Raw genomic sequence first — 14114 nt, 5'->3', positions numbered from 1 at the left:
TCTCGATGGGAGGGGTGGGCGTGGTGTGGCACACTCAGGGAGTGAGAATCCTGCGGGTCTTCAACAATAACGTCGTTCTGGCCCGTGACGCCCTGGGGCGGGAGGTCGTCGCCACGGGCCGGGGACTCGCCTTCGGGCGCAAGGCGGGCCAGGACCTCGATGAGTCCCTCATCGCCCGCCGCTACGTCACCGCGCAGGACGCCGGCCTCGTCGGCCAGATGCTCTCCGAGATCCCGCTCGGGCGCATCACCCTCATCGAAGAGGTCTTCACCCAGGCGGTCAAGGAGCTCGGGGCCACCATCACCTCGGCGGGCCTCATCGCCGTCGTCGACCACGTCCACCAGGCGCTCGAGCGCGCCCGGCGCGGCGAGCGGATGGACTACCCCCTGCGGGCCGAGGTCGCCCACCTCCACCCCGAGGAACTGCGCCTGGCCGAGCGGATGGTGGCCGACCTCAACGCCTCCCAGGCCGTGCGCCTGCCCGACGGCGAGGCCTTCGCCCTCGCGCTCCACCTCTTCGCCGCCTCCACCGGGGCCGGCTGCCTCCAGGAGGCCGCGGCGCAGTCCCGGATCGTGGCCCGGGCCATCGAGCTGATCGACGGCGCCGCGCCCGGCGGCATCGATCAGGGCTCCATCCACGCCGCCCGGTTCGCCACCCACCTGCGCTACTTCCTCGCGCGCGCCCGCACCGGCGCCCAGATCGACGATGGAACCGCCGACATCATCTCCGCGCCCCTGCGCGGGCGCCATCCTGACGCCTTCAGGCTCGCCGAGGAGGTGGCCTCCCTCCTCGGCGAGTGCATCGGGATCACGGTCCGGCCGGACGAGATCAGTTACCTGGCCATCCACATCGCGCGGCTTCTCAGCTCCTCCACCCCAGCGGGGCAGTAGCGGGCGATGCCGGGGCCGCCTGGAACCACTGCCCCCGCGCAGGGGCCTTGTCGGCCCGGCTTGTGGAGGGCCGACCGGTTTCGATCTTGTTTTCGACCGGTCTCGCTCCTGATTTCGACCGGTCTCGGTGGAGGGAGTGGGAGCGGGCCACGGGCCCGCTTGGCGTGCCATGCTTGGCCCATGGAGAACCAACGCACGCCACGGCCCCGGTCCTCCGGGCGCGATGACGGCGCCGACGGCGGCCGGGCCGCTGGGCCCCGCCAGGACACGGTGCCCATCGAGATTCCCCGAATCGACGAGGAGGCGCCGCCCGTGGCCCCCGCCACCAGCCCCCAGATGATCATCGTCACCGGCATGTCGGGGGCCGGCCGCTCCCGGGCCGCCAACGCCCTGGAGGACCTCGACTGGTACGTCGTCGACAACCTCCCGCCCCAGTTGCTGCCCGCGCTGGCGGGCATGATGACCACCGTCGGCGCGGGCGTCCACCGGCTGGCCGCCGTCGTCGACGTGCGCAGCCGGGAGTTCTTCGCCCACTTCATGCGCTACCTCTCCGAGTTGCGCGAGAGCGGGACCAATGTGCGCGTCCTCTTCCTCGACGCCTCCGACGCCGTCCTGGTGCGGCGCTTCGAGTCCTCCCGCCGGCCCCACCCGCTGCAGGGCACCTCCTCCATCCTCGACGGCATCGAGCACGAGCGCACGCTGCTGGGCGGCCTCAAGGGCGCCGCGGACATGGTCATCGACACCTCCGACCTGTCCGTCCACGACCTCGCCCGCCGCGTGCGAGACCTCGTGGCCACCGAGTCCGACCTCGCGCTGCGCGTCAACATCATGAGCTTTGGCTTCAAGTACGGCCTGCCCGTGGACGCCGACCACGTCCTCGACGTCCGCTTCATCCCGAACCCGTACTGGGTCTCCGAGCTGCGCCACCTCACCGGGCGCGACGATCCCGTGGCCGAGTACGTGTTCCGCCAGCCCGGCGCCGCGGCCTTCGTCGACGGGTACGCCGACCTGCTCGCGCACGCGCTACCCCGCTACGTCGACGAGCTCAAGCCCAACGTCACCATCGCCGTGGGCTGCACCGGCGGCAAGCACCGCTCCGTCGCCTCCGCCGAGCGCGTCTCGGCTCGCCTGCGCTCGCGCGGCTTCCGCGTCAACACCCAGCACCGCGACCTCGGACGGGAGTGAGCCATGCCGACCACCATCGACCCCGGGGGCTGGCCCCGGCGCGGGGAGGAGGGCCCCGCCGTCGTGGCCCTGGGCGGGGGGCACGGGCTGTCGGCCACCCTGCGGGCTCTGCGGCACGTGACCAACCGGCTCACGGCGGTCGTCACCGTCGCCGACGACGGCGGCTCCTCGGGCCGCCTGCGCCAGGAGTTCGACTGCCTGCCCCCGGGCGACCTGCGCATGGCCCTGGCCTCCCTGTGCGATGAGTCCGAATGGGGTCTCACCTGGCGCGACGTTCTCCAGCACCGCTTCTCCGGTGAGGGCGAGCTGGACAACCACGCCCTGGGCAACCTCCTCATCCTGGCCCTGTGGCAGTTGCTCGGCGACGAGGTCGAGGGGCTGAACTGGGTGGGCCGCCTGCTGGGGATCCACGGCCGGGTCATCCCGATGAGCGCCTCCCCGCTGGTCATCGAGGCCGATGTCGTCGACGGCGATGAGCGCTCGCGCGTGAGCGGCCAGGTCGCGGTGGCCACGACGCGCGGCCGACTCGAGAACGTCGCCGTCGTCCCCGAGGGCGCTCAGGCCCATCCCGAGGCCATCCGCGCCATCGAGGAGGCCGAGTGGGTGGTGCTCGGCCCGGGCTCCTGGTACACCTCCGTCCTGCCCCACGTCATCCTGCCCTCCCTGCGCGAGGCCCTGGTCACCACCCGTGCCAGGCGGGCCGTCGTCCTCAACCTCACGGCGCAGAGCGGGGAGACCGATGGCATGACGGCGGCCGACCTCCTGAGGGTCCTGCGCGAGCACGCGCCCGCGCTGCGCCTCGACGTGGTCCTCGCCGACCCCTCCACCATCGAGGATCTCGGTGATCTTGAGCGGGTCGCGGGGGCCATGGGCGCGACTGTGATCCTGCGGCAGGTGCGCACCGGGGACTCCATGTGCAACCATGACCCCTTGCGGCTGGCCGCCGCCTTCCGGGACGCCTTCGACGGCGTCGTGGGCGATGTCGGCATCGGCGGCGCCCCGGGGGACTGAGCCCGGGCGGGGCCCAGCCCCTCAGCCAGGCACGAGCGAGGAGAGCGGAAGGTATGTCGCTGACCGTCACCGTCAAGGACGAGTTGGCGCGCGTGAGCGCGGAGAGCGCCGCGCAGCGCCGCGCCCAGGTGGCGTCGATGCTGCGCTTCGGCGGTGGGCTCCACATCGTCTCCGGGCGCATCGTCGTCGAGGCCGATCTCGACCACGGCGGGGCGGTGCGCCGCCTCCATCACGACCTCAAGGAGCTCTTCGGAATGGAGCCCGAGGTCATGGTCGTCCAAGGCGGCTCCCTGCACCGCGGCACCCGCTACGTCCTGCGCGTGAGTGAGCGCGGCAAGGAGCTCGCCCGCCTCATCGGACTGGTCGACGGGCGCGGCCGCCCCGTGCGCGGGATGCCCGTGGCCGTCGTCCACGGCGTGCGCACCTCAGCCGCCGCCGCCTGGAGGGGCGCCTTCCTCGCCCGCGGCTCCCTGACCGAGCCGGGCCGCTCCTCCTCCCTGGAGGTCACCTGCCCGGGCTCCGAGGCGGCCCTGGCGCTCGTGGGCGCCGCCCGCCGCTTCGACGTGACCGCCAAGGCCCGCGAGGTGCGCGGAACCGACCGCGTCGTCGTGCGCGACGGCGAGGCCATCGGCGTCCTGTTGGACCGGATGGGCGCCAAGGAGGCCTTCAAGACCTGGGGCGAGCGGCGCAGCCGCCGCGAGTCGCGCGGAACCGCCAACCGCCTGGCCAACTTCGACGACGCCAACCTGCGCCGCTCTGCCCGGGCCGCCGTCGCCTCCGGGGCGCGGGTGGAGCGGGCCTTCGAGATCCTGGGCGACGACGTCCCCGCCCACCTCGTCGAGGCCGGCCGGCTGCGCATCGCCAACAAGCAGGCCAGCCTCGAGGAGCTCGGGCAACTCTCCGACCCCCAGCTCACCAAGGACGCCGTGGCCGGGCGCATCCGCCGCCTGCTCGCCATGGCGGACAAGCGCGCCCACGACCTGGGCATCCCCGACACCGAGTCCGTCCTCACCCCGGACATGCTCGACCTGTAGCCGTCGGCGCCGGCTCGGAGCCCGCGCCACGCAGGGTCCTGGGACGTCCGTCCCCCTCACCGAGGCCGTCACGATGAGATCACGCCGGTGGCGCCGGGGGCGTTCGCCGAGGGCGTGGACCCCAGTCGCGCCTCACCGCGCCACGACGGTAGACTCGGCGAGCCGGCTCACGGAACCTCTTGAAAACTCTTCCGGCGGGCCGGGGCGCATCGATGATGCGCTGGAACTACGTAACCGTGCGCCTCACCGGCGCATTAGGAGGACACAAAGTGACCACCCGCGTTGGTATCAACGGCTTCGGCCGCATCGGCCGCAACTTCTTCCGCGCCGCGCTTGAGCAGGGCGCCGACATCGAGATCGTTGCGGTCAACGACCTGACCGACAACAAGACCCTCGCCCACCTCCTCAAGTACGACTCCATCCTCGGTCGCTTCGACGGCGAGGTCTCCTTCGACGACGACGGCATCACCGTCAACGGCAAGCGCATCAAGGTCCTGGCGCAGCGCGACCCTGCCGAGCTCCCCTGGGGCGAGCTCGGCGTCGAGGTCGTCGTGGAGTCCACCGGCTTCTTCACCGATGGCGAGAAGGCCAAGGCCCACATTGACGCCGGCGCCAAGAAGGTCGTCATCTCCGCTCCCGCGAAGAACGTCGACGGCACCTTCGTCGTGGGCGTCAACGAGGCCGACTACGACAACGCCACGATGAACATCGTGTCCAACGCCTCCTGCACCACCAACTGCCTCGCGCCGCTGGCCAAGGTCCTCCACGAGAACTTCGGCATCGTCCAGGGCATCATGACGACCATCCACTCCTACACGGGTGACCAGCGCGTCCTCGACGCCCCGCACGGCGACCTGCGCCGCGCCCGCGCCGCCGCGCTCAACATGATCCCCACCAAGACCGGTGCCGCCCAGGCCGTGGCCCTCGTCCTGCCCGAGCTCAAGGGCAAGTTCGACGGCCTCGCCGTCCGCGTGCCCACCCCGACGGGCTCCCTGACCGACCTGACCTTCCAGGCCGAGAAGGAGGTCTCCGTCGAGTCCGTCAACGCCGCCGTCAAGGCCGCCGCCGAGGGCGGGCTCAAGGGCATCCTCGCCTACACCGAGGACCCGATCGTCTCCACCGACATCGTCGGCGACCCGCACTCCTCGATCTTCGACGCCTCCGAGACCAAGGTCATCGGCAACCTCGTCAAGGTCCTGTCCTGGTACGACAACGAGTGGGGCTACTCCAACCGCCTCGTGCAGTTGACCGCCCTGGTCGGCTCCAAGCTCGCCTGAACCAGCGCACGAGCTGAGCCGGCGATCGGGAGGCGCGGCGTGCTGAGCACCGTGAGCCCCCGATGAGAAGACGCCCGCGCACGCCCAGCGTGCGCGGGCGTCGGCCACCCGTCCTCCATCCACCGTTCACTCGAACGCCACAACACACCTTGAGAGGTTCCATGAAGACCATCGAGTCCCTCGGCGACCTGGCCGGCAAGCGCGTCCTGGTCCGCTCCGACTTCAACGTCCCGCTCGACGCCGACAAGAACATCACCGACGACGGCCGCATCCAGGCCGCCCTGCCCACCCTGCGCGCGCTCCTCGAGGCCGGCGCCAAGGTCATCATCACCGCCCACCTGGGCCGCCCCAAGGGCCAGGCCAACCCGGACTTCTCGCTGGCGCCCGTCGCCAAGCGCCTGGCTGAGGCCACCGGCGTCAAGGTCGTCCTCGCCGAGGACACCGTCGGCGAGTCCGCCAAGGCCGCCGTCGCCGCCATGAGCGCCGGCGAGATCGTCCTGCTGGAGAACGTGCGCTTCAACGCCGCCGAGACCTCCAAGGACGACGCCGAGCGCGAGGCCTTCGCCGCCCAGCTCGCCGAGCTCGCCGACGCCTTCGTCTCCGACGGCTTCGGCGTGGTCCACCGCAAGCAGGCTTCCGTCTACGACATTGCCAAGATCCTCCCGGCCGCCGCGGGCCTGCTCGTGGTCAAGGAGATCGAGTCCCTCGGCCGCGCCGTCAACGACCCCGAGCGCCCCTACACCGTTGTGCTCGGCGGCTCCAAGGTCTCCGACAAGCTCGGCGTCATCGCCAACCTCCTGTCCAAGGCGGACCGGCTCCTCGTCGGCGGCGGCATGGCCTACACCTTCCTCGTCGCCCAGGGCCACGAGGTCGGCGCCTCCCTGCTGGAGAAGGACCAGGTCGAGACCGTCAAGGGCTACCTGGAGACCGCCAAGGCCAACGGCGTTGAGCTCCTGCTGCCCGTCGACACCGTCGTCGCCCCGGAGTTCAAGGCCGACGCCCCTGCGACCGTCGTGGCTGCCGACGCCATCCCGGCCGACCAGATGGGCCTGGACATCGGCCCCAAGACCGCCGAGATCTTCGGCGAGGCCATCGCCTCGTCCAAGACCGTCGTGTGGAACGGCCCCATGGGCGTGTTCGAGTTCGACGCCTTCGCCGGCGGCACCAAGGCCGTGGCGCGGGCCATCTCCGACTCCGAGGCCTTCAGCGTCATCGGCGGCGGTGACTCAGCCGCGGCCGTGCGCACCCTCGGCTTCGACGAGTCGACGTTCTCCCACATCTCCACCGGCGGCGGCGCCTCCCTGGAGCTCCTCGAGGGCAAGACCCTGCCGGGCATCGCCGTCCTCGAGGACTGATCGCGCCAGCCGACCCACACACCGATAGACAACGAAGGACACCACTGAAATGTCGAACCGCACCCCCCTCATGGCGGGCAACTGGAAGATGAACCTGGACCACCTCGAGGCCAACCACCTCGTCCAGGGCCTCGCCATGGAGCTCAAGGACGCCGGGCACGACTTCGCCAAGTGCGAGGCTGTCGTCATCCCGCCCTTCACCGACCTGCGCACCGTGCAGACCGTTGTCGACGCCGACGACCTGGAGATCAAGTACGGCGCCCAGGACGTCTCCATCCACGACAACGGCGCCTACACCGGTGAGATCTCCACCGCCATGCTCACCAAGCTCGGCTGCTCCTACGTGGTCATGGGCCACTCCGAGCGCCGCGAGTACCACAACGAGTCCGACGAACTCGTCGGCGCCAAGGCCCGCAAGGCCCTCGACGCCGGCATGACGCCGATCCTGTGCTGCGGCGAGGCCCTGGAGATCCGCAAGGCCGGCACGCATGTCGAGTTCGTGCTCGGCCAGATCCGCGCCGCCCTCAAGGGCTGGAGCGCCGAGGACGTCGCCAGGATCGTCATCGCCTACGAGCCCATCTGGGCCATCGGCACCGGCGAGACCGCCACCGCCGCGGACGCCCAGGAGGTCTGCGGGGCCATCCGCGCGGCCCTGCGCGAGGACTTCGGCGAGGCCACCGCCGAGGCCACCCGCGTGCTCTACGGCGGCTCCGCCAAGCCCGACAACATCGTCGAGCTCATGGCCCAGCCCGACATCGACGGGGCCCTCATCGGCGGCGCCTCCCTCAAGGCGGACTCCTTCGCGGCCATGTGCCGCTTCTACGCCGCCTGAGCCCGACCGGGCGCCGCGCCACCCGCCGCCGCATGAGTGGCGCGCGGGCGGGGCGGCGCCCGTGACGCAACCGCGATCGGGGCCAGGGCGCCTCACAGGAGGCGGGCCCTGGCCCCGGCGCGCGATTCGGGTAGAGTCGGCCACGGTCGTGCCGCGCGATCACCCGCCAGCGGCACATCAGTTCCTCCCGGGCCCCGCGGGCCCCTCAATGAAAGGACGACGGCGTGGACATCCTCCGCATCATCCTCCAGGTGCTCCTCGTTCTGTCGAGCTTCTTCCTCATCATGTCGATCCTCCTGCACAAGGGGAAGGGCGGCGGTCTATCCGACATGTTCGGCGGCGGCATCTCCTCCTCGGCCGGCTCCTCCGGCGTCGCCGAGCGCAACCTCGACCGGATCACCGTGGGCGTGGGCCTCGTGTGGAGCGTGACGATCATCGGCCTCGGACTCCTGGCGAAGTTCTCCTGACCACCCCGTACAGCCACGTAGCAGACCCGCGTGGGGACGCCCTCGAGCGCTCCCTGCGCGGGTATCTCGCGCATCTGCGGGTCGAGCGGGGCCTGAGCCAGAACACCCTGGCCGCCTATCTGCGGGACCTGTCCCGATACGCGGGGTTCCTTAGGGGACGCGGCATCACCGGGCCCGGCGGAGTCGCCGAGGAGGACGTCTCCGCCTTCTCCCAGGCCATCCGCACCGGCGAGGACGGGGGGCGCCCCCTGGCCGCCTCTTCCGCCGCCCGCGCCGTCACCGCCGTGCGCGGCTGGCACCGGTTCCTCCTCGACGAGGGCACCACGCCGACCGACCCCTCGGCGGCCGTCCGACCCCCGCAGGTTGGGCGCCGCCTGCCCAAGGCCCTCAGCGTCGAGGAGGTGCGCGCGCTCCTGGAGGCGGCCGCCGTCGACGACTCGCCCGTGAGCCTGCGCGACCGAGCCCTCCTGGAGATCCTCTACGCCACGGGGGCCCGCATTTCCGAGGCGGTCGGCCTCGTCGTCGACGACCTCGACGCCGGCTCGGGCGTGCTCCGGCTCTTCGGCAAGGGGCGCAAGGAGAGGATCGTCCCCGTGGGTCAGTACGCCTGGGCGGCCCTCGACGCCTACCTCGTGCGCGGGCGGCCGGCCCTGGCTTCCAAGGGCAGGGGAGTGCCCGAGGTCTTCCTCAACACGCTCGGGCGGCCCCTGTCCCGCCAGACCGCGTGGAGCGTCCTCCAGCGGGCCGCCGCCCGCGCCGGCCTCGGCGGCCAGCCCACCGGGCAGGCCCCGACCGCTCCCGACGGCGTCATTGGGGGGGACGGCGGCGCGCGAGCCGACCGCCATATCTCGCCCCACACGCTGCGCCACTCCTTCGCCACCCACCTGCTCGCGGGCGGGGCCGACGTGCGGGTCGTCCAGGAGATGCTCGGCCACGCCTCGGTCACCACCACCCAGATCTACACGAAGGTGACCGTCGACCACCTCAGGGAGGTCTACGCCACGAGCCACCCCCGGGCGCACTGATGATGCCTGCTGATGATCCCAGTGCCGTCCGCTACCCTGGCCCTGTGAGTGACTCCAAGCAGCCCGGCCTGATCGACCTTCCCGCCCCTGAGCAGAAGGAGTTCCCCGTCCCCGCGCCCCTGGAGTCCCACGGGCCGGCCCGGATCATTTCCATGTGCAATCAGAAGGGCGGCGTCGGCAAGACGACGACCACCATCAGCCTGGGGGCCTCCCTCGTGGAGTACGGGCGCAAGGTGCTCATCGTCGACTTCGACCCGCAGGGAGCCGCCTCCGCCGGCCTTGGCGTCAACGCCAATGAGCTCGACACCACCATCTACGACCTCCTCGTGGCCGCCCGCCCCGACATCCTGCCCGTCATCCAGCAGACCTCCATGCCGGGCCTGGACCTCGTGCCCGCAAACATCGACCTGTCGGCCGCCGAGGTCCAGCTCGTCAACGAGGTGGCCCGCGAGCAGGCGCTCGCCCGGGTGCTTCGCCCCATCGTCGACGACTACGACGCCATCATCGTGGACTGCCAGCCCTCCCTCGGTCTGCTCACGGTCAACGCGCTGACCGCCTCCCACGGCGTCATCATCCCGCTGGAGACCGAGTTCTTCGCCCTGCGCGGCGTGGCCCTGCTCGTGGAGACCGTCGAGCGGATCAAGGACCGCCTCAACCCGCGCCTCGACATCGACGGCATCCTCGCCACCATGGTGGACTCCCGCACCCTGCACTCCCGCGAGGTCTTGGAGCGCCTGGATCAGGCTTTCGGCGAGCGCCTCTTCGACACGCGGATCCGCCGCACGGTGAAGTTCCCCGACGCCTCCGTGGCCGCCGAGCCCATCAACACCTACGCCCCCACGCACGTCGGCGCCGAGGCCTACCGGCGCCTGGCACGGGAGATCGTCGCTCGCGGCTGTGTCGCCTGAGGCGGCCGCCGCGCCCGAGAGGGCCGGAGCGCCCGAGGACGCGGGAGAGCCCACGGGCGCCGCCGCGCTCGACGCCCGGGCGCGCGCCGGCATCGGCGGGCGCGAGGGCGCCGGGCAGGAGGGGCCCGCCAGGCTCCCGGGCTTCTCCGTCAGCCTTCCCCAGTTCGAGGGGCCCTTCGACCTCCTTCTCAGCCTCATCGCCAGGCGCCGGCTCGATGTCACCGAGCTCGCCCTGGCCGAGGTTACCGACGAGTTCATCGCCCACATGCGCGCCGACTGGGACCTCGGGCACGCCAGCGAGTTCGTCGTGGTGGCATCCACGCTCCTGGCCCTTAAGGCCCACCGCCTCCTGCCCCAAGTCGACGGGGAGGACGACGAGGACCTGGAGTTGCTGGAGGCCCGTGACCTGCTCTTCGCCCGCCTCCTCCAGTACCGCGCCTACAAGCGGGCCGCCTCCGCCCTGTCCGCCATGGCCGCCGAGGCGGCCACCGCGCACCCGCGCGTCGTCGCTCTCGCCCCTGAGTTCGCCACGCTGCTGCCCAGGCTCGTGGCCACTGTCGGCCCTGCCGAGCTGGCCCGCATCGCTCTGGCCGCTTTCAACCGCCCCGACGCCCCGGGCGTGCAGACCGTCCACCTCCATGAGGCGGTCCCGGTTGGCGAGCAGATCACCCTGCTCGCCCAGCGCCTGCGCGCCGCTGGGACGCTCACCTTCTCCGAGCTCACTGGCGACGCCGAGCGCATCGCCGTCGTCGTGGCCCGCTTCCTGGGCCTGCTCATCCTCCACCGGCAGGGCAGCGTCGACCTTGAGCAGGGCGAGGCCATGGGCGAGATCACGGTGACGTGGTGCGGCGGGCAGGACGGTCCGGCGGGCATCATGGCCCCGGATATGGACGGCTTGGGGGAGGAGTTCTCATGAGCGCGGATGCCGCTGCGGCGCGGGCCGCCGCGGGGGTCGACGGCCAGGGGGCGCCCGCGGCCGGCGTCACCGTGAGCGATGAGTTGCTGGCCGCGGCTGAGGCGGTGCTCGTCGTCTCCGATGAGCCCGTGGCGCCCGCCGCGCTCGGCGGGGCCCTGGGCCTGGAGGCCGAGGAGGCAGAGGCGCTGCTTGAGGCCTTGGCCGCCGAGTACCGGGGCGAGTCCGCGGGCGGGGCGGCCACGCGCCGTCGGGGGTTCATCCTGCGTCGCGTGGCCGGGGGGTGGCGCCTCGCCTCCGCGCCCGAGCACGCCGAGATCGTCGAGGGCTTCGTCGTCGGCGGGGCCTCCGCGCGCCTGTCCCAGGCGGCGCTGGAAACCCTCGCCGTCGTCGCCTACCGCCAGCCCGTCACCCGCGGGCGCATCGCCGCGATCCGCGGGGTCAACGTCGACGGCGTCGTGCGCACCCTCCACGCCCGCGGGCTTATCGAGGAGGCCGGCAATGAGACCTCCGGCGCGATCCTCTACCGTACGACCGACGAGTTCCTCGAGTACCTGGGGATCGACAGCCTCGACGAGCTGCCGCCCCTGGCACCCCACCTCCCGGACGCCTCCCAGTTGGAGGACATCGAGCACGAGACGGAGACGCGATGAGCACCCGTGGTCACAGCACCGGCAATGACGAGGTCCCCCTGGGCGACTTCGGGGCCGAGGAGTTCTACGACGAGGACGACATCGAGGAGCTCGGCGACGCGGGCCTGACCCCCGGCCAGATCGCCGCCTTCGACGACGGCGCCCTGGCCGAGGAAGAGGAGCTCAGGCTCATCGAGGAGCGCCGCAGGGCCTCCCGGGGCGGTGAGGATGACCCGCACGTCGACTCCGGGCAGCGCCTCCAGAAGGTCCTCGCCCACGCGGGCGTGGCCTCCCGCCGGGCCTGCGAGGCGATCATCGCCCAGGGCCGCGTGAGCGTTGACGGCGTCGTCGTCACCGAGGTCGGGGTGCGCGTGGATCCCGCCCGCCAGGAGATCCGGGTCGACGGCTCGCGCATCCTGACCAACCCCGACGTGCTCACCGTCATGCTGCACAAGCCCGCCGGCGTCGTGACCACCATGGAGGACCCCGAGGGGCGGCCCACCGTCGCCGAGTTGGGGGAGCGGTACGTGGCCGAGCGCGCCGAAGAGCTCTCCCAGCGGGGCGGCGCGCGGGGCGCGGATCGCGGGGATGGCGCGGGCGGGCGCATCAGGCTCGTCCACGTGGGACGCCTCGACACCGACACCGAGGGCCTGCTCCTGCTGTCCAACGACGGCGAGCTCTCCCACCGGCTCATGCACCCCAGTTACGAGATCTCCAAGACCTACGTGGCGATCGTCCAGGGGAGGGTCGAGCCCTGGGTGCCCCGCAAACTCAAGCGCGGCATCGAGCTCGAAGACGGCTTCATCAGCGCCGACCGCGTGGTCATCAAGGACTCCGGGCCCGCGGGCTCGATCCTGGAGATCACCCTGCACTCCGGGCGCAACCGGATCGTGCGCCGCATGTGCGACGCCGTCGGGCACCCCGTGATCCGGCTGTCCCGCACCAGGCTCGGGCCATTGGCGCTCGGCGGCCTCAAGCCCGGCGCCATGAGGGCTCTCACCGGTGAGGAGATCGCGGCCCTCCAGAGAGAGGTCGGACTATGAGCCGGTTGGAGGGGAGCGTCGTCCAGGCGGCCCCGCCCGGTCGGGGGACGGGCGAGGCCGCGGAGGGGGCAGGGGAAGGCCCGGCGGCGCGCCCTCCCGCCGCCACGCGCGGCCCCGTGCTCATCATCGGCACCGGACTGCTCGGCACCTCGCTCGCGCTTGTCCTGCGGGCGGCCGACGTTCCCGTTCAGCTCCAGGACACTTCGCCCACCTCGCTCGCCCTGGCCCGGGACATGGGCGCTGGGGCCATCAGGAGGCAGGGGGACCCCGAGCCGGCGCTCGTCGTCGTCGCGACCCCACCCGATGTGGCCGCGCAAGTGGTCGTGGGGGCCCTGGAGGCCCACCCCGGGGCGGTGGTCACCGACGTCGCCTCCGTCAAGGCGCGCGTGGGCGCGGAGGTGAGGGCCCGGGCCGGCGCGGCGGCCTCCCGCTACGTGGGCTCGCACCCCATGGCCGGCCGGGAGCGCTCGGGGGCCGGGGCCGCTGACTCCGACCTCTTCGCGGGCCGCCCCTGGGTGATCGTCGCCGACGGCGCCGAGCCGGCGGCCGAGATCGCCGTGCGCAACCTGGCGATGGACGCTGGGGCGGCGCCGCTGCGCCTGGGCGCCACCGAGCACGACGACGCCGTCGCCGCCGTCTCGCACATGCCGCAGCTGGTCTCCTCCCTCGTCGCCGCCCGTCTTGAGGCCCTGCCGGAGGCGGCGCTCGAGCTCGCGGGCCAGGGCATCAGGGATGTGACTCGCATCGCCGCCTCCGATCCCCGGCTGTGGTCAGCGATCGTGGTTGGTAACGCCGGCCCCGTGGCCGGGCTGCTGCGCGAGCTGCGCGATGATCTCGACGCGCTCATCAGTGGGATCGAGCCGGCGGCCGTTGACGTCGCCGGAGAGGAGCGAGCCGCTCCGGGCAGGGCCGAGGAGATCGCGCCCGGCGCCGTCAGCGCCATCTCGGACGTCATGAGGCGAGGCAACGCGGGTCAGGCCCGCATCCCCGGCAAGCACGGCGGGGCGCCCAGGCGCTACGCGGTGGTGCAGGTCCTCGTCCCCGACAAGCCCGGCCGCCTGGGCCGCCTGTTCACTGAGGTCGGCGAGGCGGGGGTCAACATCGAGGACTTCTCCATGGAGCACTCCGCCGGACAGAGCGCCGGCGTGGCCATGATCTCCGTGCTGCCCAGCGCCGCCCAGCCCCTGGAGGCCGCGCTGGATGAGCGGGGCTGGCGGGTAGTCGTCGCCTGAGACAGGGCGGGGCTCGCCCGTCTCGGCCCGCAGGAACCGTCTCGGCCCGCAGGAACCGTCTCAGCCCGCAGGAACCGTCTCAGCCCGCAAATACCGTCTCAGCCCGCAGGAACCGTCTCAGCCCGGATTTGCGCCCTCATTCTCGCAGTTCGAGGGCGCAACGCCGGGCCGAGGCGGTATATCTGGGGTGAGGGCGTATTTGCGGGCCGAGACGGTTTCTGCGACGTGACAGAGTGCCCGGATCGAGCGCGAGCCCCTTACGGATGACCCCTACCCGGCCCGCTGGTCTCTGCGACGTGACAGAGCCCCC

The 14114-nt window shown here is 72.1% G+C and carries 14 protein-coding genes; all 14 read left to right on the top strand.

The annotated features are described in order from the left end of the window. Nucleotides 1-41 precede the first annotated feature (41 nt). The 14 genes from GVV76_RS04725 to GVV76_RS04660 all read left to right on the top strand — a co-directional run bounded on the left by GVV76_RS04725 (nucleotide 42) and on the right by GVV76_RS04660 (nucleotide 13804). A complete protein-coding gene (locus tag GVV76_RS04725) occupies nucleotides 42-890 on the top strand; it encodes a PRD domain-containing protein (protein WP_159625351.1) in 849 nt (282 codons plus the stop codon). 180 nt (nucleotides 891-1070) lie between these two features. Then, a complete protein-coding gene (gene rapZ / locus GVV76_RS04720) occupies nucleotides 1071-2075 on the top strand; it encodes an RNase adapter RapZ (RefSeq protein WP_236263213.1) in 1005 nt (334 codons plus the stop codon). Between the two features lie 3 nt (nucleotides 2076-2078). Beyond that, on the top strand, nucleotides 2079-3086 hold the full coding sequence (locus GVV76_RS04715; protein ID WP_159522990.1) for a gluconeogenesis factor YvcK family protein: 1008 nt from the start codon (nucleotides 2079-2081) through the stop codon (nucleotides 3084-3086). Between the two features lie 53 nt (nucleotides 3087-3139). Then, nucleotides 3140-4120 (top strand): DNA-binding protein WhiA, encoded by a 981-nt coding sequence (whiA, locus tag GVV76_RS04710; protein WP_159522988.1) that lies wholly within the window; start codon nucleotides 3140-3142, stop codon nucleotides 4118-4120. A 269-nt stretch (nucleotides 4121-4389) separates the two neighbouring features. Then, a complete protein-coding gene (gap, locus tag GVV76_RS04705) occupies nucleotides 4390-5397 on the top strand; it encodes a type I glyceraldehyde-3-phosphate dehydrogenase (protein WP_159522986.1) in 1008 nt (335 codons plus the stop codon). A gap of 161 nt (nucleotides 5398-5558) precedes the next feature. Beyond that, complete coding sequence (locus tag GVV76_RS04700; protein WP_159522984.1) at nucleotides 5559-6752, top strand: phosphoglycerate kinase; 1194 nt, start codon at nucleotides 5559-5561, stop codon at nucleotides 6750-6752. A 49-nt stretch (nucleotides 6753-6801) separates the two neighbouring features. After that, nucleotides 6802-7584 (top strand): triose-phosphate isomerase, encoded by a 783-nt coding sequence (gene tpiA / locus GVV76_RS04695; RefSeq protein WP_159625349.1) that lies wholly within the window; start codon nucleotides 6802-6804, stop codon nucleotides 7582-7584. Between the two features lie 224 nt (nucleotides 7585-7808). Further along, on the top strand, nucleotides 7809-8051 hold the full coding sequence (secG, locus tag GVV76_RS04690) for a preprotein translocase subunit SecG (protein ID WP_159522980.1): 243 nt from the start codon (nucleotides 7809-7811) through the stop codon (nucleotides 8049-8051). A gap of 53 nt (nucleotides 8052-8104) precedes the next feature. After that, entirely contained in the window at nucleotides 8105-9076 is a 972-nt protein-coding gene (locus GVV76_RS04685) for a site-specific tyrosine recombinase XerD (protein ID WP_159625566.1), read from the top strand. Between the two features lie 44 nt (nucleotides 9077-9120). Beyond that, nucleotides 9121-9984 carry a ParA family protein gene (locus tag GVV76_RS04680; RefSeq protein WP_159625347.1) on the top strand — a complete coding sequence of 288 codons (864 nt, stop codon included), beginning with the start codon at nucleotides 9121-9123 and terminating at the stop codon, nucleotides 9982-9984. A gap of 91 nt (nucleotides 9985-10075) precedes the next feature. Next, entirely contained in the window at nucleotides 10076-10900 is an 825-nt protein-coding gene (locus GVV76_RS04675; protein WP_159625564.1) for a segregation and condensation protein A, read from the top strand. Between the two features lie 71 nt (nucleotides 10901-10971). Next, complete coding sequence (scpB, locus tag GVV76_RS04670; RefSeq protein WP_236263229.1) at nucleotides 10972-11550, top strand: SMC-Scp complex subunit ScpB; 579 nt, start codon at nucleotides 10972-10974, stop codon at nucleotides 11548-11550. Continuing rightward, nucleotides 11547-12572 carry a pseudouridine synthase gene (locus GVV76_RS04665; protein ID WP_159522974.1) on the top strand — a complete coding sequence of 342 codons (1026 nt, stop codon included), beginning with the start codon at nucleotides 11547-11549 and terminating at the stop codon, nucleotides 12570-12572. The genes scpB and GVV76_RS04665 overlap by 4 nt, the downstream gene beginning before the upstream one ends. Next, nucleotides 12569-13804, top strand: coding sequence for a prephenate dehydrogenase (locus GVV76_RS04660; protein WP_235925146.1), 1236 nt, complete (start codon nucleotides 12569-12571; stop codon nucleotides 13802-13804). The genes GVV76_RS04665 and GVV76_RS04660 overlap by 4 nt, the downstream gene beginning before the upstream one ends. Nucleotides 13805-14114 lie beyond the last annotated feature (310 nt).

The organism is Actinomyces sp. zg296 (assembly GCF_009829695.1).
GTDB classification, from domain to species: domain Bacteria; phylum Actinomycetota; class Actinomycetes; order Actinomycetales; family Actinomycetaceae; genus Actinomyces; species Actinomyces marmotae.
Note: the sequence above shows the minus strand (reverse complement) of the source record. Positions and strands in the feature narration are given on the sequence as shown.